General features: G+C 60.4%; 14 protein-coding genes. 6 read left to right on the plus strand and 8 right to left on the minus strand.

What is annotated here, in order from left to right:
• Positions 1 to 10 precede the first annotated feature (10 nt).
• From nrdF to ACFSYH_RS04135, 4 genes are all read right to left on the minus strand, one after another.
• Positions 11 to 988, minus strand: a complete 978-nt coding sequence (gene nrdF, locus ACFSYH_RS04120; protein WP_377465299.1) for a class 1b ribonucleoside-diphosphate reductase subunit beta — start codon at positions 986 to 988, stop codon at positions 11 to 13.
• Positions 989 to 1213: 225 nt separating this feature from the next.
• A complete protein-coding gene (gene nrdE / locus ACFSYH_RS04125; RefSeq protein ID WP_377465300.1) occupies positions 1214 to 3355 on the minus strand; it encodes a class 1b ribonucleoside-diphosphate reductase subunit alpha in 2142 nt (713 codons plus the stop codon).
• A 244-nt stretch (positions 3356 to 3599) separates the two neighbouring features.
• The gene (gene nrdH / locus ACFSYH_RS04130; protein WP_377465301.1) at positions 3600 to 3842 is read right to left on the minus strand and encodes a glutaredoxin-like protein NrdH; all 243 of its coding nucleotides are present in this window, start codon (positions 3840 to 3842) and stop codon (positions 3600 to 3602) included.
• An 858-nt stretch (positions 3843 to 4700) separates the two neighbouring features.
• Positions 4701 to 7502 carry a glycoside hydrolase family 2 protein gene (locus ACFSYH_RS04135; protein ID WP_377465302.1) on the minus strand — a complete coding sequence of 934 codons (2802 nt, stop codon included), beginning with the start codon at positions 7500 to 7502 and terminating at the stop codon, positions 4701 to 4703.
• Positions 7503 to 7591: 89 nt separating this feature from the next.
• Between ACFSYH_RS04135 and ACFSYH_RS04140 the strand changes: the two genes are divergently transcribed.
• The 4 genes from ACFSYH_RS04140 to ACFSYH_RS04155 all read left to right on the plus strand — a co-directional run bounded on the left by ACFSYH_RS04140 (position 7592) and on the right by ACFSYH_RS04155 (position 11497).
• Positions 7592 to 7774, plus strand: a complete 183-nt coding sequence (locus ACFSYH_RS04140; RefSeq protein ID WP_377465303.1) for a hypothetical protein — start codon at positions 7592 to 7594, stop codon at positions 7772 to 7774.
• Between the two features lie 99 nt (positions 7775 to 7873).
• Positions 7874 to 9163, plus strand: coding sequence for an ROK family transcriptional regulator (locus ACFSYH_RS04145; protein WP_377465304.1), 1290 nt, complete (start codon positions 7874 to 7876; stop codon positions 9161 to 9163).
• A 61-nt stretch (positions 9164 to 9224) separates the two neighbouring features.
• Positions 9225 to 10241: an acetylxylan esterase gene (locus ACFSYH_RS04150; protein WP_377465305.1), complete on the plus strand. Its 1017-nt coding sequence runs from the start codon at positions 9225 to 9227 to the stop codon at positions 10239 to 10241.
• Entirely contained in the window at positions 10238 to 11497 is a 1260-nt protein-coding gene (locus ACFSYH_RS04155; RefSeq protein WP_377465306.1) for an AGE family epimerase/isomerase, read from the plus strand. Before ACFSYH_RS04150 ends, ACFSYH_RS04155 begins: the two co-directional genes overlap by 4 nt.
• 266 nt (positions 11498 to 11763) lie before the next feature.
• Here ACFSYH_RS04155 and yicI read toward each other — a convergent pair whose 3' ends face one another.
• Both yicI and ACFSYH_RS04165 read right to left on the minus strand, forming a co-directional pair.
• Positions 11764 to 14040 (minus strand): alpha-xylosidase, encoded by a 2277-nt coding sequence (yicI, locus tag ACFSYH_RS04160; protein WP_377465307.1) that lies wholly within the window; start codon positions 14038 to 14040, stop codon positions 11764 to 11766.
• Positions 14041 to 14069: 29 nt separating this feature from the next.
• Positions 14070 to 16295, minus strand: a complete 2226-nt coding sequence (locus tag ACFSYH_RS04165) for a beta-galactosidase (protein ID WP_377465308.1) — start codon at positions 16293 to 16295, stop codon at positions 14070 to 14072.
• A 235-nt stretch (positions 16296 to 16530) separates the two neighbouring features.
• On the opposite strand from ACFSYH_RS04165, the gene ACFSYH_RS04170 reads away from it, so the two are divergent.
• Positions 16531 to 19209 carry a glycosyl hydrolase family 95 catalytic domain-containing protein gene (locus ACFSYH_RS04170; protein WP_377465310.1) on the plus strand — a complete coding sequence of 893 codons (2679 nt, stop codon included), beginning with the start codon at positions 16531 to 16533 and terminating at the stop codon, positions 19207 to 19209.
• A gap of 88 nt (positions 19210 to 19297) precedes the next feature.
• Positions 19298 to 20299, plus strand: a complete 1002-nt coding sequence (locus ACFSYH_RS04175) for a LacI family DNA-binding transcriptional regulator (RefSeq protein ID WP_377465311.1) — start codon at positions 19298 to 19300, stop codon at positions 20297 to 20299.
• 381 nt (positions 20300 to 20680) lie between these two features.
• Here ACFSYH_RS04175 and ACFSYH_RS04180 read toward each other — a convergent pair whose 3' ends face one another.
• Positions 20681 to 21673 carry a carbohydrate ABC transporter permease gene (locus ACFSYH_RS04180; protein WP_377465312.1) on the minus strand — a complete coding sequence of 331 codons (993 nt, stop codon included), beginning with the start codon at positions 21671 to 21673 and terminating at the stop codon, positions 20681 to 20683.
• 4 nt (positions 21674 to 21677) lie between these two features.
• A complete protein-coding gene (locus ACFSYH_RS04185) occupies positions 21678 to 22640 on the minus strand; it encodes an ABC transporter permease (protein WP_377466085.1) in 963 nt (320 codons plus the stop codon).
• Positions 22641 to 22648: the final 8 nt, after the last annotated feature.

Consider the following 22648-nt stretch of genomic DNA (forward strand, 5'->3'; position numbering starts at 1 on the left):
ATCTCGTGGGTTAGAAGTCCCAGTCCTCGTCCTCGGTGACCACTGCCTTACCGATCACGTAGGACGAGCCCGAGCCCGAGAAGAAGTCGTGGTTCTCGTCCGCGTTCGGTGAGAGTGCGGAAAGGATCGCAGGGTTGACGTCGGTTTCGTCCTTGGGGAACAAACCTTCGTAGCCGAGGTTGAGCAGCGCCTTGTTGGCGTTGTAGCGCAGGAATTTCTTGACGTCCTCGGTCAGGCCAACGCCGTCGTAGAGGGACTCGGTGTAGGCAACTTCGTTGTCGTACAGCTCGAACAGCAGGTCGAACGTGTACGCCTTGATCTCGTCACGGCGCTCCTGGGTTTCCTTTTCAAGGCCCTTTTGGAACTTGTACCCGATGTAGTAGCCGTGCACTGCCTCGTCACGAATGATCAGGCGGATCAGGTCTGCGGTATTGGTGAGCTTGGCGTGGCTCGACCAGTACATGGGCAGATAGAAACCGGAGTAGAACAGGAACGACTCAAGCAGCGTGGAGGCAACCTTGCGCTTGAGTGGGTCGTCTCCGCGATAGTACTCGAGAACGATCTCTGCCTTTTTCTGCAGGTAAGGGTTCTCCTCGGACCAGCGGAAGGCATCGTCGATCTCCTGGGTGGAAATCAGGGTGGAGAAGATCGAGGAGTAGGACTTTGCGTGCACGGACTCCATGAACGCGATGTTGGTGTAGACGGCTTCCTCGTGTGGAGTCAGAGCGTCTGGGATGAGCGAGACGGCACCAACGGTTCCCTGGATCGTGTCGAGCAGGGTCAGCCCGGTGAACACGCGGGTGGTGAGTTGTTGCTCCTGCGGGGTCAGGGTGTTCCACGACTGGATGTCGTTGGATACGGGTACCTTTTCCGGTAGCCAGAAGTTACCGACGAGCCGGTCCCAGACCTCAAGGTCCTTTTCGTCCTCGATGCGGTTCCAGTTGATCGCCGAGACACGGTCGATCAGCTTGATCTTTCCGGTGGACATTGCTTCTCCCTTTGATGCGGGTCCCACGTCTCATCAGGCCTGAACTGGCTGGTGAGCGGTTCCCTGAGATAGTACGAGAGCGCATGCCTAAGGCTCTGCGCCAAATCAATCGCTGGATAAATTCTATGGAGTACCACTGGTGCTGCGCCAATAGGTGCAGCGATGCAGGTATGGGCGTTCACACATGCAGTCAACCTGCCGGGTGAACGCCCATCCTCGTCATGTCTAGAGCATGCAGGAAACGCAGCCCTCGACCTCAGTACCCTCGAGAGCCATCTGGCGGACTCGAATGTAGTACAGGGTCTTGATGCCCTTGCGCCATGCGTAGATCTGCGCGCGGTTTACATCGCGGGTGGTCGCGGTGTCCTTGAAGAACAGCGTGAGCGAGAGGCCCTGGTCGATGTGTTCGGTTGCAGCGGCATACGTGTCGATGATCTTCTCGTAGCCGATCTCGTATGCGTCCTCGTAATATTCGAGGTTCTCGTTGGTGAGGAATGGTGCCGGGTAGTAAACGCGCCCGAGCTTGCCTTCCTTACGGATCTCGATCTTCGAGGCCACTGGGTGGATCGAGGAGGTCGAGTTGTTGATGTAGGAGATCGAACCGGTTGGTGGAACGGCCTGGAGGTTCTGGTTGTAGATACCGTGCTCCATGACCGAGGCTTTGAGTTCACGCCAGTCGTCCTGGGTAGGGATGACAACGCCAGCCTCTTCAAACAGCGAACGCACGCGCGCTGTCTTCGGCTCCCAGGTCTTCTCGGTGTACTTGTCAAAGTATTCACCGGTTGCGTACTTGGATGTCTCGAAGTTGAAGAACTTGGTGCCGCGCTCGATCGCAAGACGGTTCGATGCACGAATAGCGTGGTAGGCGACGGTGTAGAAGTAGATCGAGGTGAAGTCGATGCCTTCTTCGGAACCGTAGTGCACGCGCTCACGGGCCAGGTAGCCGTGCAGGTTCATCTGGCCCAGACCGATCGCGTGGCCGAGATCGTTTGCACGGCGGATCGATGGCACCGAATCGATTGCCGTCTGGTCGGCAACTGCGGTCAATGCACGGATGGCAACCTCAACGGTCTGGCCGAAGTCGGTTGAGTCCATGGTCTTCGCGATGTTGAGCGAGCCAAGGTTGCACGAGATGTCACGGCCGATGTGGTCGTAGGACAGGTCTGCGTTGTAGGTCGATGGGGTCGATACCTGAAGGATCTCCGAGCACAGGTTCGAGTGCGTGATCCGACCTTCAATTGGGTTGGCACGGTTCACGGTGTCCTCGTACATGATGTACGGGTAGCCTGACTCGAACTGCAGTTCAGCGAGGGTCTGGAAGAACTCGCGTGCATTGATCTTGGTCTTCTTGATGCGTGCGTCGTCTACCATTTCGTCATACTTCTCCGAGACGGAGATGTCTGCGAATGGTTTGCCGTAGATGCGTTCAACGTCGTATGGCGAGAACAGGTACATGTCCTCATTCTTCTTGGCCAACTCGAACGTGATGTCCGGGATGACTACACCGAGCGAGAGGGTCTTGATGCGGATCTTCTCGTCTGCGTTCTCACGCTTGGTGTCGAGGAAGCGCATGATGTCTGGGTGGTGTGCGTGTAGGTACACGGCTCCGGCACCCTGACGTGCGCCAAGCTGGTTCGCGTAGGAGAACGAGTCCTCGAGGAGCTTCATCACGGGGATAACACCGGAGGACTGGTTTTCGATGTGCTTGATGGGCGCACCGAGTTCACGCAGGTTGGACAGCAGGAGCGCCACGCCGCCGCCGCGCTTGGAGAGTTGCAGTGCGGAGTTGATACCGCGGGCGATCGACTCCATGTTGTCTTCGAGGCGCAGCAGGAAGCAGGACACGGGCTCACCGCGCTGTGCCTTACCGGAGTTCAGGAAGGTTGGCGTTGCTGGCTGGAAGCGACCCTCGATGATTTCCTCAACGATGTTGAGCGCGAACTGCTCGTCCCCATCGGCCAGGGTGAGGGCGACCATGGAGACGCGGTCTTCGAACCGTTCGAGGTAGCGCTTACCATCGAAGGTCTTCAGGGTGTATGAGGTGTAGTACTTGAATGCGCCAAGGAAGGTCTCAAAGCGGAACTTCTTGGAGTATGCGAAGTCAAACAGCGACTTGATGAACGCACGGTCGTATTTCTCCAGCACGGCCGGGTCGTAATACTTGTTCTCGATGAGGTAGTCGAGCTTCTCATCAAGGGAATGGAAGAACACGGTGTTCTGGTTGACATGCTGCAGGAAGTAGGCGCGTGCCGCTTCCTTGTCCTTGTCGAACTGGATTTTTCCGTCCGGTCCATACAGGTTCAGCATCGCGTTGAGAGCGTGGTAGTCCAGCTCGGTGGTGTTGCTGATCTCGACTGACGTAGTCAAATGACTCATCCTCTTAAGCGGGTGCGGTGCGACCGTAAGCCTCATCAACTGGTGGGGTTCGGTTCGCTTAGGTGGTGGGTTGTAGCGGCCCAAGAATCGGGCCTACGGCGCGGCATCCGTGGATGCGATGCCCGTGGCACGCCTTTGTCCCAGCGGTCATCGCGCTGCCATGGTCTGTCACCATGGGCGATGCCTCACGCTGGCCCCCAGCGTTGAGCACAGGGGCCAGCAGGGTTGTCTGGGATTAGACGGCTGCTGCAACCTTGGTTGCAAGACGTGCGATTGCGTCTGGACGGAAGCCCGACCAGTGCTCGTCTTCGGTGACCACTACAGGCGCCTGCATGTGTCCGAGGGAGCGGACGAGTTCCATTGCCTCTGGATCCTGCATGAGGTCCACAACGGTGTACTCGATACCCTTCTTGTCGAGCGCGCGGTACGTCGCATCGCACTGGACACACTGTGGCTTGCTGTAGACGGTGACACTCATCTGTGCTCCTCAAAATGTGGGGTTTGAATACAGGATTTGCGGCTTGCAGACGTAACTACAGTGATGTGGTTACGTGCCCGTAAGTCTCTTGCTGTCAACCTGCTCGGTGACGTGAAACCACTATACCTAGTTGGGAGCCAATCAAAAGCCCCTATACCTAGTGTCTGGATGCCGCGAACACCACAACAGGAAAATTTGACACTGTGGATGAACTGTGGAGAACTCCCGTGGTCAAGTCTCCGTGGATCGATAGAAGGACTCATCCCATCTTTACCTCCTGAGGGTTAACGTCGCGCGGGTAGATTTTCATCCTCCCAGTACCCTCTGACATTCGAACTTGAAACCCTTGAGAACATCCGGTTCCCAGGCGCACTGCCCGCCAGGCGAGACAGCTACAAGTCCACGATCCGACCCAAAACGCTCACGGCCTCAGCAGCTTTTAACCTCCGCATAATGCCCCGCACCCCTCCACATCGGATGACGGAAGGTTGTCCACAATCGGTGGATAACCCTCGAAATTTCGTAAGGGATTGGAGCGGGTGAAATACGCCATACGGCGTGTCGCTCATACCGTCTCAAGACACAAGATCTAGTGGGCACCGCATAATCCGAACACACTACCTTGCTATCGGATACTTCTTATGTGAGAGCGCCATAGACACGAAAAGCGTGGAGTAGTGCGCCATTCTAGGCACGCTACCCCACGCTTCGGTTACCAGCCCCGTACGTCAGTCACAGTGCCCTCAGCGCCCGCCCATATTCGATGAGGCAGCAATGATCCGAGGGCACCGACACGATCAGAGCATCCGGACCCTTTTCGCCCCATCGAGGCGGCGGCATCGTAGAGACTTGCCAGGTTCAGACCCGAATCGTATTGATTGCTCGCACCAGCACGTGCTCACGTTCTGGGTCGGCCAGAGCCTCCTGCACAGCAGCAAGCACATCGTTCGTTGCCAGTTCCTCAAAACCTTGGACAGCACCCGTAGCCCCAGCCGCATAGGGTTGAAGCACGAACTCGGCCTCTTCTCCTGCGAGCAGGGTCACGAGTTGGTCATTCACTGTCAGACTAGGGTGGATTCGGTCCGCCATAATGGCCAGATCAGCCGCGAGCCCAGTCGCACGAACAGCAACCACAACCTGCCCGTCGCGTTCGAAAGCGGAAGCCTCGAACGGGTGTGGCTCAAGTGCGAGGTTTTTGAACTCCTCGAAGTAGTACAGGGCGCGTTCACCGTCAAGATTGGCGACGAGCACTTCAGTTCCAGCATCATCCACCGCTAGGAGGTTGGCTGGCACGGTCACGCGGGCCACGGCCCGCGCGTCAGCAGTAACCGCAACGCGTTCGGTTGCCAGCAGGTCCCCCGCAAAGGTCGTGCGCGTGAACTCGACGTCGCCGCTCCACGATTCGTCGGTGTCGTTGTGCACGAACAGATTGACCTCGCCGAGCGCGCCGCGCCCGTGCGGCAGGTCTTCGCCGAATCCAGCGCCAAGGGCCGCAGGCACCGCACCGGCACCAGCCCCCACCACTGGCCCAATACCCGCAGCAGCACGGTGTAGTGCAGAATCATCCGCCCCTGAACGAGCCACTCCGGAGCCAGGCACACCAGAGTTAGCCACTCCGGCAGCCGCCCCAACGCCATGCTCCCCAGCCGAAACCACGCGCGCGTCAGTAGAGGCAGCCCGTGGTTTGAACGTCAGCAGCCGTGGCGCATGCGCATGCTTGAGCGCATGGAACAGTGGTTTTTCGCGTCCGTCTCCATCCACCGCAGCCCAGGAGGTGACGGGCCAACAGTCGTTGAGCTGCCACACCACGGTTCCCGCGGTGTAGGGCCAAAAGCTGCGGAAGTGTTCGATGCCGAAACTCACCGAGTGAGCCTGCGCCAACTGCGTGACCCAGTTCCATTCCTCGAAGTCTTGTGGCATGGGCAGGTGCGGCGCGGCGCCCTTGTCGAGTTTGATGTTTCCGTCACCTGCCTTTTGGTGCAGCAGGAATTCGGCGGATTCCTGGGAGCGCCCCGATGGCGAAATCGACCGCGTCAGGGTCGACCAGGTTGGCGGGCCTTGGTGGCCGAACTCGGAGCAGAACCGCGGCACGTACTCAAGGTGGGTCAGGTAGTCCTGACGGTTCCACACGTCCCATTCGTGGCGGGTTCCGTGGTGCTGGTCGTTGGGGTGTGCCTGCGTGGTGCCGCCTTCGAGTTCCGCCGTGAACCCCGGCGAGTAGGGGCTGCCGTCGCAGTAGGGGCGGGTTGGATCGAGTTCGGCGAGAACGGAGCGGAACAGGTCGGTGTAGAGCCCAAGTCCCCAGGTGCGTCCTTCGAGGTCTTTTGGCCAGCCCCAGTCCATGAAACCCCAGAGGTTTTCGTTGCCGCCGTTCCAGATCACGAGCGAGGCATGCGAGCTCAGGCGTGCCACGTTGTCTCGCGCCTCGGCCTCGAACTCTTGCCAGAACGGGGCCTCTTCGGGGTAGGCGGCGCAGGCGAGCAGGAAGTCCTGCCACACGAGGATGCCACGTTCATCGCACACGTCGTAGAAGTCGTCGGTCTCGTAGATTCCGCCGCCCCACACGCGCAACAGGTTCATGTTGGCCGCGAGCGCCTGATCGGCCCGGGCTTCGAGGTGTTCGCGGGTGATGCGGGTCAAGAGGTGGTCGTTGGGAATCCAGTTGGCGCCCTTGACGAAGATGTCGCGCCCGTTGATCCGCAGGGTGAAGGGGGTCCCGTACTGGTCGGGTTGGGTGTTCAGTTCGACGGTGCGGAACCCGATGCGCCGCTCATATCGGCCCATTTCTGCGGCGTGGTTGTGCAGAGTGACGGTGAGGTCGCTCAGCGGGTGTTCGCCGTAACCGACCGGCCACCAGAGTGGCGCTTCGGGCACTTCGATGACGATGACGGCTGTGGGCGCGCCGAGCGCGACCGAGACGGTCGCTTTAACCGGCTGGTGACCACCGCTGATCTGGGCGTGCAGGGTGACGGCTGGGTGTTCGTCGTCAATGTGTGGTGCCCTCCAGTCGAGGTCCAGATGGACCTTGACGCGGCCAGTGCCGTCCTCTAAGACGGTGACAAGCGTACGGGTTTGCGTGGCGCGCACAACGCGCCAGCGCTCGAGGCGCACCTGCTTCCAGATCCCGACTGTTTGCAGGTCTGGCCCCCAGTCCCAGCCGAATGAGCAGGCCATTTTGCGCACCATGTTCATGGGGTTTTCGTAGCTGCGGGGCCGGTGTCCGAGTTGTTTTTCTTGGTCCCAGGCGTATTCGATTGCCGACGAGAACTCGATTTCCAGCACGTTGTCACCTTCGCGTAGTGCGTGGGTGACGTCGAAGCGGTAGGTGCGGTGCTGGTTGTAGGTGCGGGCGAGTTCGGTGCCGTTGAGGACGATGCGGGCTACGGTGTCGAGCCCGTCGAAGGTGAGGTCGGCGTGCTCACCTGGGGCGAGCGGCGCCGCGGTGAAGCGGGTCGTGTACCGCCAGGCGCTGGTGTGCAGCCATTGGAGCGCGTTCTCCTCCATCCCGAGGTAGGGATCGTTGATGAGGTTCGAGGCGAGCAGGTCGGTGTGGATGGAGCCTGGGACCTGGGCTGGGATGTCGCGGTCAGCGATGTGCGCAGGAATGTCTCCGGAGAGAGCGCGTGAGGTCCAGCCAGAATCAAGGATTTCGGTGATCATGTGTACTTCCAGTGTCGTGTAACCGGGGTGTCCAGGGATAAGACGGAATTGCCCGTGATGGTGTAGAGGTACGCGGGGATCGCCGTGCCATGCTCGGTATCGACACTGGGCGCGGGTCGTACGTGGTGGCCTGCGGGAAATGGACCGCAGGCCTGGACGCTGTGTCGAAGGGCGCGACTAGTTCGACCCTATCGCAACCTGAGACGATCAACGCGCTGGCGGGGGACCATGATCTTCACGAAGCCATGGACTATCTTAAGCAACTTAACTAAGGTTGGCAATGGTGCGGCAACCCGAGCCTCAACCACCTGCTTTAAACACCTCACGGCGATAGACTTACCCCATGTCAACCTTCAGAAAAAGAGAGCCTCGTGAGTGCTTCACACCCACCTCATCCGCCCACCGGTAGCACATCGGTCATCCTTGACGCGATCCGCGCCGCGGGAACGATCTCGCGCATTGGAATCTCCAATGTCACGGGTCTGACAGGCGCAACCGTGTCAACCGCGGTTCGCCGACTCATCGACGACGGACTCGTGCTTGAGGTAGGGCGCGCCGAGTCCACCGGTGGAAAACCCCGGGTGTTGTTGCAGCTCAACGCAGACGCCTACTACGCGCTCGGAGTACATCTTGACCACGGCGCAATCACCTACGCCCTGACCGACCTTGCCGGGGCACCCATCTCAGGCATGACTCGCCCAGGTGCCGGCCAGGTCACCCCGCGTACCGTCGTGGAACGCATGAGTCACGAAGTCACAGAACTCATCACCCAAGCGCAGGTAGACCGCGAACGTGTGCTCGGCATCGGGCTGGTCTCCCCCGGCCCACTGACCTCACAGACCGGCATGCACCTGACGCCACCGTTCATGCGTAGTTGGGAAGATTACCCTCTAGACAGCGAACTCTCACGGCTCTCCGGCTTTCCAGTCCTCCTCGAAAACGACGCAACAGCGGCTGCAATCGGAGAGTACTGGACCGGTGGAACCGAACGTGAAGGCTCGTTCGCTGCCCTCTACATGAGCACCGGAATCGGAGCTGGAATCCTGCTTTCCGGTTCACCGCACCGAGGCGCCTCCGGAAACGCCGGGGAAATCGGACACATCTCCGCAAACGTCACAGGACCCAAGTGCTGGTGCGGTGCTCGCGGTTGCATCGAGTCCTACGGCGGCCCGGCGGCCCTCGTGACACGAGCACAGGAGCGCGGTCTGCTTCCAGGTATCGCCACGGGCCCGGATCCAGCCCTCGACACCGTAGCCGTGGACCAAACCTCAATCGCCGAGCAATTCGCGACTCTTGCCCAACTCTCCCGCTCCGGTGATGCGGCCGCAACCGAACTACTCGAAGAGTCGATCCCCTACATCGCGCACGCCGCACACATCTTGGCCAACACCCTCGACCTACGCCTGCTCATGCTCAGCGGAACCAGTTTCGGAGCCGCAAGCCACATATACCTGCCCGCAATCCGCGAGGCGCTCGACAACTCCTTCTTCGCCCGAGACAACCACCCCGTCGAGGTGCGTGTCTCCCAGTCAGCCGACACGGCAGCAGCCATCGGAGGTGCCGCACTGGTGCTGCAATCCGAGTTTGTGCCCGAACGCTCCTCCACCCTTGCGAGCAAGGTACGCAAAACCGAGGACGTGAGCGAGCACCCCGCCCCCTAACACGGCACCGGTGCCTCGACACCACAACCGAACACACCCGAACACAAAAGATTGGAAGACGATGGCGTTCTTTGATCTGCCCCTACCCGAACTCGAGACCTACCGGCCACACGTGCGTGAGCCGGAGGACTTCGACGAGTTCTGGACCCGAACCCTAGCCGAGACCCGCGCCTTCGACCTGAACGTCACCGCCACCAAACTCAACACCTCACTGAAGTTCGTGGACTCCTACGACGTCGTGTTCTCCGGATTCGGTGGACACCGCATCAAAGCCTGGCTCAACCTTCCCGCAGGAGCAGAGCCCGGAAGCCTGCCTGCCATCGTGCAGTATCAGGGCTACGGCGGCGGACGCGGCTACGCCCAGGAACACCTGCTGTGGGCAAACGCCGGGTACGCCCACCTGTTCATGGACACTCGCGGCCAAGGTTCTGGGTGGGGTTCGGGCGGACACACCGCCGACCCAGCGGGCACCGGGGCCTCCGGTCCCGGATTCATGACCAAGGGCATCGGCAACGCGGACGACTACTACTACCGGCGCGTCTACGCCGACGGCGTACGCGCCGTCGAGGCGATCCGCACCTTCGCACAGGTCGATGCCACCCGCGTATCCATCACCGGCGCCTCGCAGGGAGGCGGCATCACGCTGGCAGTCGCGGGACTCGTCGACAATCTGTATGCGGTGATGCCCGACGTCCCCTTCCTGTGCAACTTCGAACGAGCCACCTCTCTGATAGACAACGACCCCTACCACGAGATCACCCGCTACCTCGCAGTCCACCGCACCCACGTGGATCAGGTTTTCAACACGCTGTCGTACTTCGACGGCGTGAACTTCGCACGCCGTGCCACCGCACCCGCACTGTTCTCCGTCGCGCTCATGGACGGCATCTGCCCGCCCTCGACCGTGTACAGCGCCTACAACCACTACGCCAACGACAACCGCGCCATCGAGATCTACCCCTACAACGGACACGAAGGCGGCGAGTTCGGCCACAAACTCACCCAGGTTGCCTGGCTCAATCGACAACTCGCTCAATCAACAACTCGGACGCCGAACCCGACAAGGACCCGAACATGAACGCACCAGCATCACAGCAACCACTGATCGCCTCCCCCGAGCACGGCGAATGGCTGCGCTCGCAGGCAGTGGACCTGCTCCACTTCGCGCAAGGCTGCATCGTCCCCGGCCGCGGCGCGGGATGGGTCACCAACGACGGTGGCCTCGACCTGTCCCGCGGCGTCCACACGTGGATCACCTGCCGTATGGCGCACTCCTATTCAATCGGCACGCTGCTGGGCGTACCCGGCGCGCGCGAGATCGCAACGGATGCGATCTCCGCGCTTCTTGGGCCGCTTCACGACGACACCCACGGCGGGTGGTATGCCTCCATCCCAGCCGTTCCCGACTCGCCAGAGGGCTTCGACAACACCAAGGCCGCCTACGCGCACGCCTTTGTGGTGTTGGCTGGGACCTCGGGTGTACGTGCAGGCATTGAGGGGGCGGACAGGCTGCTTGAATTGGCGTTGGAGGTGTTGGAGACCCGATTCTTCGATGCTGAGAGCGGCCTACACGTCGATGAATGGAATGCGGACTGGTCCGATCTGTCCGACTATCGCGGGGTGAATGCGAACATGCACGCGGTCGAGGCACTTCTGGCAGCGGGTGATGTCACCGGTGACGCCAAATACCACGAGCGTGCCCTTGGAATCGCACGAATCGTTGCTCTTGAGTGGGCGGCCAAGCATTCGTGGCGGATTCCAGAACACTTCGATTCCGACTGGACTCCGCTGCTCGAGTTCAACGCCGATCGCAAAGACGATCAGTTCAAGCCATACGGCGCAACCGTTGGGCATGGAATCGAATGGGCTCGGCTCCTGCTGCACCTCGATGCAACGTTCGGCACCGGAACTCACCCGTGGCTTGTTGATTCCGCGCGTGAGCTTTACGCCCGCGCCGTGACCGACGGCTGGCGATTGTCCTCGCATAGGGTGTCCGGGTTCGTGTACACGACCGATTGGTCTGGGGAGCCCGTCGTCGAAACCCGCATGCACTGGGTTGCCGCCGAAGCGCTCGCCTCCGCCGCCGCACTGTTCACGGCGACGGGCGACACCATCTACGCCGAGGACTACGAGCGCTGGCTCGAACACGTGCAGCAGTACTTCATGGACAGCGAACTCGGCTCTTGGCACCACGAGCTCGATAGCGCCAACCAACCCGCCGCCGAGGTCTGGCCAGGCAAGCCGGACATCTATCACGCACTCGGGGCCCTGTTGGTTCCGCTCGTGCCACTGTCTCCGTCCCTCGCCAGTGACCTCTCCCGCTCACCCCTCTAGTCTCTAACCTCTAACCTCTAACCTCTAACCCGATGTTGCGGTTGTGTCGGCACTGTTTCGGTAAAAAACCGAAACAGTGCCGACACAACCGCAACATCGGGTATATACGGCACAAACTCTCCCGGCGCAAGTAGTGGGACCGACCCAGGCTAATCGTCGCCAATCCCCATAAACGACACTGGATCGCTTCTCAACCTTCTCGCCGAAAATAATCGACGAAAAGGTAGGAAAGCGGTCCAGTGCTTTTGCGCATTAGCCCAGCCGGACTAGCTCAGCGTCAGGCTCACACTCTCACCCGTGGCTGCGACCGTTAGGCCACCAACCGCGAGCGCAAACGGTCGGGAACCTTGGGTCCGCGTTGCTGTGACCGTGTCTCCCTGACGTGTGATGACGTACCTTGCGGCAATCTGCTCGGTGTCATCGTGACAAGGAATCGTCACGGTGACCTCGGCTCCATCGGCCAGTTCATAGGCGCGCAGCGTGACGTCCTCGTCCCAGTCATAGTCTGGGTAACCGGTTTGGGCGCCGAACGGGATGATCGTACCCGGTCGAGCGAGGAGTGGCAGTTCATCGAATCCGAAGTCCTCACGGTACCAGCGCGGGCCCTCATAGGTTCGACCGTTCAGGATCGAGGTCCAGGTTCCCTCGGGAACGTAGAACTCGGCCACCTTGGGGTCGAACACTGGCGCGACGAGCAGGCTGTCACCGAGCAGGTACTGGGTGCCAATTGAGCGGGCGGATCGGTCTTCGGGGAATTCGAGCAGCATGGGGCGCATGACCGGGGTGCCGTGGGTTGCTGCCTCCTCGGCGAGCCGCCCAAGATATGGCATGAGTGTCATCTTGAGGTTCGCGAATTTTCGGGTGACCTCCACGGCCTCGTCATCGAACACCCACGGAACCCGGTAGGAGTCCGAGCCGTGGAACCGGGAGTGCGAGGACAGGAACCCGAACGCTGTCCACCGTTTGAAGACTGCAGGGTCGGGTGTACCCTCGAATCCGCCGATGTCGTGGCTCCAGAACCCGTAACCGGACAGGGCAAGCGACAGTCCACCGCGTAGGGATTCAGCCATGGCCACGAACGTGGATTCGCAGTCGCCGCCCCAGTGCACGGGATACTGTTGACCACCGGCGGTGGCGGATCGGGCGAACAGCACGGCCTCGCCCTTGCCGCGGGCACGTTCAAGCAACTCAAACACCGCTCCGTTGAACAGGTGGGTGTAGTAGTTGTGCATGCGTTGCGGATCGGAGCCATCATGCCACACCACCTCGGTGGGGATCCGCTCTCCGAAGTCGGTCTTGAACGAGTCCACGCCCATGTCCAACAGCGCCTGGAGTTTGGAGAGATACCAGGCTGTCGCATCCGGGTTGGTGAAGTCGACGAGCGCCATGCCTGCCTGCCACAGGTCCCACTGCCACACATCGCCGCGCGGGTCGGTGACGAGGTATCCGTGTTCCATGCCCTCGGCAAACAGGTGTGAGCGCTGGGCGATGTACGGGTTGATCCATACGCAGATCTTTAAACCTTTGGCCTTGATTCGATCGATCATGCCCTGCGGGTCTGGGAAGGTCTGCGGGTGCCATACAAAATCGCTCCAGTGGAAGCCCCGCATCCAGAAGCAGTCGAAGTGGAACACCGAGAGCGGTAAATCGCGCTCAAACATTCCGTCGATGAAGTGGGTGACGGTTTGTTCGTCGTATTCGGTGGTGAACGAGGTGGACAGCCAGGTACCGTACGACCATGCCGGGAGACGAGCCGGACGTCCGGTGAGCGCGGTGTAGTGGGCGAGGATCTCCTTGGGGTCCTTACCGTAGATCACGTAATACTGCAGGTGGTTCCCAGCAACGGACATTTGCGTGCGGGACACGACCTCGGAGCCAACCTCGAAGGAGACTTTGTCCGGATGGTCCACGAACACCCCGTAGCCCGCATCGGAGATGTAGAACGGAACGTTTTTGTAGGCCTGTTCGGACTGGGTTCCGCCGTCCTCGTTCCAGATGTCAACCACCTGGCCGTTCTTCACAAACGTGCCAAACCGTTCCCCGAGGCCGAAAATGTTCTCGGCTGGTCCCATGGTGAGTTGTTCGTAGACGTAGCGGCTTCCCTCGGGCCCAAGCGCCACGCCAACCGAGCGCTCCATGGAGGAGGTCAGGTGCTCTCCGTCCCCGAGGAACTCGACATTCCAGGCCCCATCGGTTGCGATGCGCGCGGTGAGTCCTCCGGATGTAAACGTTGCGGGCGCTCCACTCCCCCGTTCTGGCACCTCGACCACAACGTCCACATCGCCGCGGTTGAGTTCGAAGTGTGGTTCGCGCGGACGCACGCCCTGATGATGTTCAATCCGCACCCCGATGATATTGGGGCGAGGTGCCGTGAAGGTCGTGGTGATGAGTGGGCAGTTGAGGGTGTCACCACGCTTGGTGATTCGCGCTGTCGGCGCATACACGCACAGGGTGTCGCCGGTCGCGGCAACATCATCGATGTCGCGTGGGCGCAGGATGTCGTAGCCGTCTTTGACGAGCCAGTAGCCGTTGGAGAATTTCATGGGTGGTCCTTAGATCCTGTTGGTGCGGGTCATGGAAGTGTTGGGGTGTGCGGGTTGGCGTAGTCGATGATCTGGGCGTCGAGCGGCGGCACGGTCACGGTGGCTAGACCTGCTGGCAGCGCGAGGGGCGTGCCAAGATGTTTCTCGAGTGCCGCTCGGGTGATCTGAGCCGGCTCGTGTCCGTAGTTGAGTAGGTAGACGCCGAGATCATCGGGCACGATGTCGAGGTGCGGATTGCGCTCGCTCGGAGCAAGCGGTTCGATGCCGCTCTCACGCAGCGCCTGTTCGAGCACGTCCCCGAGTGCGACCTCGTTCAGCAGTGCTCCGACGTACCGCAGTGAGCCGCGTCCATGTGCTCGCCTCGTGACGGCGGCGCGCCCGGTGAGTTCATAAGGGTCTGGGTCTACTTCCGCGTAGCGCAACAGCGCTGTTGTGTCCGAGTCAAGATCGAGCTTTTCGACGAACACCTGCGCCGCGTAATCCTCTCCCGGCAGCGGGTGGTCGGCCGGGGTGCCAGTGACCAGTCGCAGCGGTGCGTCGTGCTTGGGCAGGGGAATCCACTCTTGACCTGCCACTCCAACACCGGCTCGCAGGGGCGCGGGGAACGGTGCGTGGTAGACCCGGTTGGTGAGGTCGGCGACCGCTGTGAAGGGACCGCACACAAGCGTTCCACCTGCCTCGGCATAGTCGAGCATGCGCCCGGCGACAGCTTCATCGAGTAGATGCAGACTCGGTACGAGTACGAGGTCGTAGCCGCTCAAGTCTGCCTCTGGGGCTATCACATCGGCGCGGATGCCACCCAGCCACAGCGCGCGATGCCAGGCTTTGAGTTGTTTGAGTGCGTCCAGCTCTGAGGTCGGAAGTGCCTGCTGCCCGGTGGCCCACCAGGATGGCCAGTCGAAGATGAGTGCCACACGCTGTGCGGCAATGGAACTGGCGTGCGGCTCGTGGTCCTGCTCCATCTGAGAGTTCGCGGGCGTAGCGTTCACATCCCCGGATGCAGGGTCCGCAGGAGCAGAGGGCACGGGTGCAGGCCTCGCCCGAGAGACGGTAGAGCGCAGGCCCAAAGAAGTCTCCCGATACCGCTGAGCCAGATCGCCCAGTTCCGCCCCAAGTGCGCGCACCGCGCGATGTACCTGCGATTCCGGCCCAGCGTGCGGCAGCAGCGCGGAGTGAAACCGTTCGGAACCTGCAGTGGACGCTCGCCACTGGAAGAAGCAGATACCACGCGCGCCTCTCGCCACCGCAGACAGGCTCTCCAACCGAGTACGGGCAGGCGGCTTCGGGACATTGTGGGTACGCCAGTTCACCGAGGTGATGGCTTGCTCCATGATCATCCAAGGGGCTGACCCGCCAAGCGACCGCATGAGCTCGTGCGTGAGGGCCGTGACCTGCGGCGCATCGTGTGCCTCGGGATCAGGATAGATGTCGTCTGCGACGATGTCCACGTGCGGTGCCCACGAGTGATAGTCCACGAGTGGAAAGAAGCCCATGAAGTTGGTGGTCACGATGGCGTCGGGATCAGCGGCCCGGATGATGTCGACCTGTTCAAGATACAACTCAAGCATGGCCTGCGAACTGAACCGTTTGAAGTCCAGGTCTTGCGCGGGGTTGATGAGGTAGGTGGTGTCACGCGGCGGCATAACCTCACTGAAGTCCCCGTAGTGCTGGCTCCAAAAGGCCGTTCCCCAGGCCTCGTTCAGGGCATCCAGACCGCCATAGCGCTTGGTCAGCCATTCCCGGAATCGCTGGGCGGACTCTGGGCCGTAGCACAGTTGCCCAAACTCGTTTCCGACGTGCCACATGGCCACGGCAGGGTGGTGTGCATAGCGATGTACCAGGTCGGCGGTGATGGAGGCGCACAACTCCCGATACTTTGCCGAGGCGACGGAGAAGTGATTGCGAGAACCCCACGTTGAGCGCTGCCCGTTGGGCCACACCGCGAGGGTCTGCGGATAGGTGCTGCCAACCCACGGCGGAGGAGAGGCGATTGGGGTGGCCAGATCCACCGAGATCCCCGCCTGCCACAGCAGGTCAATTATCTCGTCCAGCCAGGTGAAGTCACGTTCACCTTCGCGCGGCTCGATCATGGCCCAGGAGAATACGCCGATCGTGACGAGATTGATTCCCGCCTGCCGCATGAGTTGAACATCCTGTTCCCAGATGTGGCGGGGCCACTGTTCTGGGTTGTAGTCGCAGCCGAAAGCGAGGACCGGAAGTGACCGGCGTGTGTGGCTGGTTCGCGTGCGGTGCACCATTGCTCCTTTGTCGTCGACGCCTCTCACACGATATCATCGAAGCGGTTCAACAATCTATAGTCGAATCGGACATAGAAGTCCATCTGATCGACGCGACTGACGGGCATGGTTCATGACACTCCCCAGAAGTTCCCCACGCTCTGGACAAGGCGTGATTTCATGCGATCTAACGGCGATAATTCGTCATACGACGCCCTCATGTCACTCCGACAGACTCCTGCACGACACGGATTTGCACACTCTCGAAACATCGACGGGGCAATGGGTCGAAGCGCTTCCCCTTGGCAACGGTGTTCTCGGTGTTATGAGCCACGGGAGGGTGGGCGGCGAACTCCTCACGCTCAACCGGCACGATGCCTGGTCTGGAGACGAGGCCTCACCGTGCCAACAGGTTCCTGCTCTGAACCAGCCAGATTTCCTCGACCGGGTTCGCACCCTGATCGACACCGGAGACATCCCGGGCGCCGAAGAACTGCTCAGCACCGCCCAAAGCACGCACTCCCAGGCATTCCTCCCCTACTTCGACGTGGGCATCCGGGTCCACACAGCACAAACAGTAGGTCCAGAGCATAAAGAGCACGCAGTAGGTGCAGAGCAAGAAGAACACGCGGTAGAAGCGCAACCCCACACCGCGATCCACCGCACCCTGGACTTCCTGGACGCGCACACGCTGACCACGTATACGCTCGGGCACAGCCACTTCGCCCACACCACGTACGTGCCCCGTGTGGACAGCACGGCAGACACCGAATCCCCGCACGCAGAGCCTGCGGACACTACACTCACAAAACCCGAGTCTCCACACACCGACCGCGCCCCGGACTATGTGGTCCATGTGGTCTCGAATCATTCCCCGCACGCTGCCACCGTGCACGTCAACATCGCCTCTTTGCTGCATCACATCGCCCATCCAGACGGCGGGCACATCGTGGAGCTACCCAGCGATGTCACCCCCACCCATGAGGACTCGCCACAGCACGTGCGCTACGAGGCCAAGCGCCCTCGCGTTGGACTCCTTGCCCTCGGAGCAGCACTCCACCCGCACTTGACCGACCATCATCCCGCACCCAAGGCAGCGGGAGAACCTGCCGAATCGTCGTCAATCGAACCAGTGACAGACAACGTGACGGAGACGATCATCGCACTACCCGGGCACACGAGCACCGTGCTTGTACTGGCCTGCCCAGCACCCGAGCCCACCACGACAGACCTACCGCTCGAACCCATCACCCGCCTGCCGCTACTCGCGGCAGAGCGTAGCCGGGCACTTGCCCGCGAACGCGAACGGGCCCAGCGGCTCGCGCACCTGATCGCCGCCAACCTGCATGAGCACGTCAACGCCCATAGCTCAGCGCATCGCGGGTTGTATGAGCGCTGCCGCCTCGAACTACCTGATCAGCGAGTGGTCCGGCAGTTCAACTTTGGGCGCTACCTGCACGTGAGCGCCTACGCTCCGGAGGTCAATCCGGTGAATCTGCAGGGGTTGTGGTGCCATGAGATTCCGCCGCCGTGGAGTTCGAACTACACGCTCAACATCAATACCCCGATGAACTACTGGCCGGTCGAGGCAATCGGTTTACCGGAGGTGCACAAACCGCTCATCGAGTGGCTTGAGCGGGTGTCCCGCGGTCCTGGACGTGCCGCCGCACGGGACCTGTACGGCCTTGATGGGTTCGTGCTGCACCACAACGCGGACGTGTGGGGGCACGCGCTTCCCGTCGGCGCGGGTGAGGGGGACGCCTGCTGGGCGTATTGGCCGATGGGTGGTGTGTGGTTGACGAGGCACCTATGGGATCACTACGAGTACAGCCAGGATCTCGCGTTTTTGGATCGCGCGTGGCCGCTCCTTGAGGCTACCGGTCGATTTGCTGCTGGCTGGATCGTTCCTGCGGTTACTGGTGGCACCGCTGATGCTGATAATTCTGGCAGTGTTGCTGTTCAAGACTGTGTCGCTGATGCTGACACCGCTGGTAGTGGCGGTCTCAACGGCGGCGCGGCAGGATCGTCGGCAATGTACCGCACCGCCCCGTCCGTCTCGCCAGAGAACAGGTATCTACTCGCCGGTGAGCCGGTGGCGGTTGCACAGTCGGTGACGATGGATGTTGCGCTGCTGCGCGATCTTGCGCAGTACGCGAGCCGCGCGCATCGCGACCTGTTTGGGCCGCAGTCTCGACGCCCGCAGTGGTTGCGGGAACTGCGCGAGCGAGCCGCCGGTTTACCTGACCCAACGTGCGGTGACAACGGGGCGATACGGGAATGGCCGTTCGATGCGCAGGAGGTCGAACCTGATCATCGCCACCTCTCTCATCTGGTGGGGGTATATCCGCTCGGATCGTGGCAATCGCGTCCCGACCTGCTTGCGGGTGCGACCCGCTCACTCGAACTTCGGGGCGACGATTCGACCGGCTGGTCCCTCGCCTGGCAGTCCGCGCTGTGGGCGCGTTTGGGGCGCGGTGACCGTGTTGCGGACGCCCTCGAACTCTCGCTTCGCCCGGTAACGACTGAGCCGGGTGACTGCGTTTCCGAGTATCGCGGGGGCATCTATCCCAACCTGTTCTCAGCCCATCCTCCGTTCCAAATCGATGGGAACTTCGGGTTCGTTGCCTCAGTCATGGAGGCCCTCTGCTTCGCACTCAACGATCAGGTGTACGTTCTCAACGCGCTCCCTCCGAGGTGGAGTACCGGGCGGATCGAGGGCGTGCGGTTGCGTGGTGCACTCACCGCACAACTCTCCTGGGAGGGACCTGACACATTCCAGCTTCGCCTACGGGACACCCGCCAGAGTGGGGCGAGTCGAGCCATTCGCATCACAAGCCCAGCAGGGCAGTTGGCCGTGTGCCTCGAACCCCGACAAAACGTTGATATCACGTGCATGAATGGCGAATTCACGCGCCATACACCGGTATCCTAAACCTTGAGTGTCTACGCAGCAGCACCTTCCACAACACCTAAGAAACGCTACGGTGCAGGCACACCCAACACAGACGAGGAAAAACGAAATGGCCACGATCGACGACGTCGCGAAAGCGGCGGGCGTGTCAACCTCAACGGTCTCCTACGTGCTCAGCGGGAAGCGCCCCATCTCCGCGCCGACCCGCTCCCGCGTCGAGAAAGCCATCAAGGATTTGGGATACCGCCCACATGCCGGAGCCCGCGCACTCGCCTCGAATCGCACGAACGTTCTTGCTCTCGTGGCTCCGCTGCGCGCCGCAGTCAACGTCAACGTCATCATGCTGTTCGTGTCTGGAATCGCACAGGCTGCGCAGCACCATAACTACGACGTTCTCCTGGTCACGCAGGATGATGCCACGGGACTCGACCGGGTGCTGAACGGTTCGATGGTGGATGCCGTCATCACGATGGACGTTGAGGAGCACGATCCACGCATTCCCGTTCTGCGCAATGCCAAGCAGCCTGCCGTGCTCATTGGGTTACCGCGCGATACCGCTGGCCTATCGTGCGTGGATCTCGATTTTGCAAGCGTCGGCTCAAGCGCGGTGCGGCACCTCGCAGAGCTCGGCCACACCAAGATCGGACTACTCGGTTCCGGGTCTGCGGCTTGGGAACGCCGCACGTCATTCCTCGAACGTCTCCTACAGGGTGCCAGAACCGAAGCGAACTACCAGAGCGTCGAGCTCGCGGCCATACCGTGCGAGGCCTCCGAGGTCGGCGCAGCCGAGGCAGTCGATTCGATCCTTGCGCAGCAGCCCGGGTTGACCGCCCTCATAGTGCACAACGAGTCCGCTCTCCCCCACGCTATTGCGCGTCTGCGGGAACTCGGTAAGTCCATTCCCGGCGATATCTCCGTACTCGCAGTCTGTCCACCGGATGTCGCGGCAAACCAACCACTACCGCTCACCTCAATCGACATTCCAGGCGAAGCCATCGGACGCGCTGCCGTGGACATGGCCATGAACCGGCTCGACAACGACCTTCCCGCCGAGACCAGGCTCCTCGCCCCAGTCCTGACCCAGCGCGAATCAACCGGACCCGTCCGCTAGCCCTCTTCTTTCCGCTCCCAACCCTCACCTCAGCCATCTGGTGCAGTTGGGTGTAGAGGCCACCGATGTCCCGAGACGTCACATAGGTGTATAGGTTTTTCTTGTCATCCAGTGGATACCAGGCTATGACACAAGAAAAAACCTATACACCTGTTTTCGGGATGCGCTTTCAGATTGGCGACGAGTCGGCTCGGTGCGCGCACCTCTCTCCCAACCCAGCCCGGCCGGGTCGTGCGGGGTGGGCGGAAACTGCCCGGGGCGTTGTCAATGTAGAAACAAAAAGTGGCAGACTGCCAAAGTAAGACAGACTGCCACAAGGTGGTAAGCAACATGTGAGCTTACCAGGGCGGGGCAACAAACTGGTGGAGAAGGAACCAGCCGTTAACCCTTGATCGCCCCGAAGATGACGCCCTTGGTGAAGTGCTTTTGCACAAACGGATAGACAACGAGAACGGGGATGACTGCTAGCACCATGATCGCCATCTTAATTGATACGGTGTTCAGTTCACCTTGAGCGACAGTAAGGTTCATGCCTGGAATGGACTGCCCCTGCAAAACGTACTGGCGTAACACCATCTGCAACGGCCACTTCGCAGAATCATCAATGTACAAGACGGCGTTAAAGAACGCGTTCCAGAACCCGACACCATAAAACAGCGCAATAACCGCAGTGACAGCCTTTGACATTGGCATAACGATGAAGCCGAGGATGCGCCACTCGTTCGCGCCATCGATACGTGCCGCCTCAAGGATGCCGGTGTCAATACCCATGAAGAAGTTACGCATAATGAGCAGGTTGAAAGCGGAGATACAACTCGGCAGGATCAATGCCCACAGCGAGTTACGCAGTCCCAGGGCGGAGATCCACAGGTAGGTGGGGATCAACCCTGCGCTAAAGAACATGGTGATAATGAATAGGAACAAGATCGGCCGGTGTAACGCGGTGCCAGGCTTGGACAAACCGTAAGCAGCGAGCGCCGAAACAACGGTAGAAATCACGGTACCTACAACCGTGACAATAACTGAGACCCATGCCGCCCTGGCTACCACGCCACCAGATAGGAGTTGCTGGTAGGAAGCTAAGGTAAAACTCTTCGGGATAAGCACCAAGCCGCCGGCGTCTTGTACGGTACGTGCATCAGATAACGAGGTAGCCACAATCGCCCACATTGGGACGGCCACCAGTGAAAAAATAATAACCAATGCAAGGGCCTTGAAAGTCATGCCCCAAGCGGTAGCAGTCTCCTCCCACACCGGCTTGTCAGGGTTGCGGTGGCGACGCTTGTGAGGCAGTCCTTCAATCCTGTGGCCTGCTGGGAGATCTTTAATCTCCTCAGGTGTAAACCGCGTAATCGGTGGTGTTGTTGCAGTCATGTTCTTAGGCCGCCTTCTGGTAAACGCCTGCTTCACCCATACGGTGTGCCAGCTTGTTCGCACCAAGCACCAGCAGCAGAGCAACTACGCCCTTGGTGAGCCCCGCAGCCAAAGCGAATCCCCACTTTGAGTACTGGATGCCTTCAAAATAAACAAATGTGTCAAGCACGTCCGAAGCACCAGAACCAACAGCATCGCGTTGCAGGTACATCTGCTCAAACCCGACATTGAGCGTATCGCCCAGCCGCAGAATCAGCAGTAGCACAATGACCGGTCGGAGGGCTGGAAGAGTGATATGCCACAGACGACGTAGTTTTCCGGCGCCATCCATCACTGATGCTTCATACAGCGATGGGTCAACGGTGGAGAGCGCAGCAAGGAAGATGATCATTCCCCAGCCTGCGTCCTTCCAGATCGCTTGCGTAGTAACCAAAGCAATGAAGGTATCCGGGTTGGTCATGATCTGCAGCGGAGCGTTCCCGTTTTGAATTAACCACTGCGAAATGGGGCTCGCCCCACCCATGAACTGCTGGAAGATCGTGATGACCAGAACCCACGAGAAGAAGTGCGGCAGGTAAACGACCGATTGGATGAACGTGCGAACTTTAGTGTTCAAAATAGAGTTCATCAAGATTGCCAGAAATATTGGCACCGGGAAGTAGAACAGCAGTGAGAATAACGTAATCAGCAGTGTGTTTTTTAATGCGTTCATGAACGAAGCCGACGTAAACACATCGATGAAGTTGTCGAATCCAACCCACGGGCTGCCAGTAACGCCAGCGTAGGGGTTGTAGTTCTGGAAGGCACCGATGTTGCCTGCCATCGGAATGTAGTTGAACACGATTATCAAGACGACCGCTGGCAGCGTCATGATAATGAATGTTCGGTCTCGCACAATCCGCTGCCACCACGTCATTCTGCGCGGTGGCAGAACATCACTGTCGAAGGGCTGTTCGCTTTTCTTCATGTCCCGTT

The organism is Populibacterium corticicola (assembly GCF_042683685.1).
GTDB classification, from domain to species: Bacteria; Actinomycetota; Actinomycetes; order Actinomycetales; family Cellulomonadaceae; genus Timonella; species Timonella corticicola.

Excerpts from the sequence above, each read along its gene's own strand:
- nrdF (WP_377465299.1), bottom strand. The coding sequence starts at position 988 with ATGTCCACCGGAAAGATCAAGCTGATCGACCGTGTCTCGGCGATCAAC.
- nrdH (WP_377465301.1), bottom strand. The coding sequence starts at position 3,842 with ATGAGTGTCACCGTCTACAGCAAGCCACAGTGTGTCCAGTGCGATGCG.
- ACFSYH_RS04135 (WP_377465302.1), bottom strand. The coding sequence starts at position 7,502 with ATGATCACCGAAATCCTTGATTCTGGCTGGACCTCACGCGCTCTCTCC.
- ACFSYH_RS04140 (WP_377465303.1), top strand. The coding sequence starts at position 7,592 with ATGCTCGGTATCGACACTGGGCGCGGGTCGTACGTGGTGGCCTGCGGG.
- ACFSYH_RS04150 (WP_377465305.1), top strand. The coding sequence starts at position 9,225 with ATGGCGTTCTTTGATCTGCCCCTACCCGAACTCGAGACCTACCGGCCA.
- ACFSYH_RS04155 (WP_377465306.1), top strand. The coding sequence starts at position 10,238 with ATGAACGCACCAGCATCACAGCAACCACTGATCGCCTCCCCCGAGCAC.
- yicI (WP_377465307.1), bottom strand. The coding sequence starts at position 14,040 with ATGAAATTCTCCAACGGCTACTGGCTCGTCAAAGACGGCTACGACATC.
- ACFSYH_RS04175 (WP_377465311.1), top strand. The coding sequence starts at position 19,298 with ATGGCCACGATCGACGACGTCGCGAAAGCGGCGGGCGTGTCAACCTCA.
- ACFSYH_RS04180 (WP_377465312.1), bottom strand. The coding sequence starts at position 21,673 with ATGACTGCAACAACACCACCGATTACGCGGTTTACACCTGAGGAGATT.
- ACFSYH_RS04185 (WP_377466085.1), bottom strand. The coding sequence starts at position 22,640 with ATGAAGAAAAGCGAACAGCCCTTCGACAGTGATGTTCTGCCACCGCGC.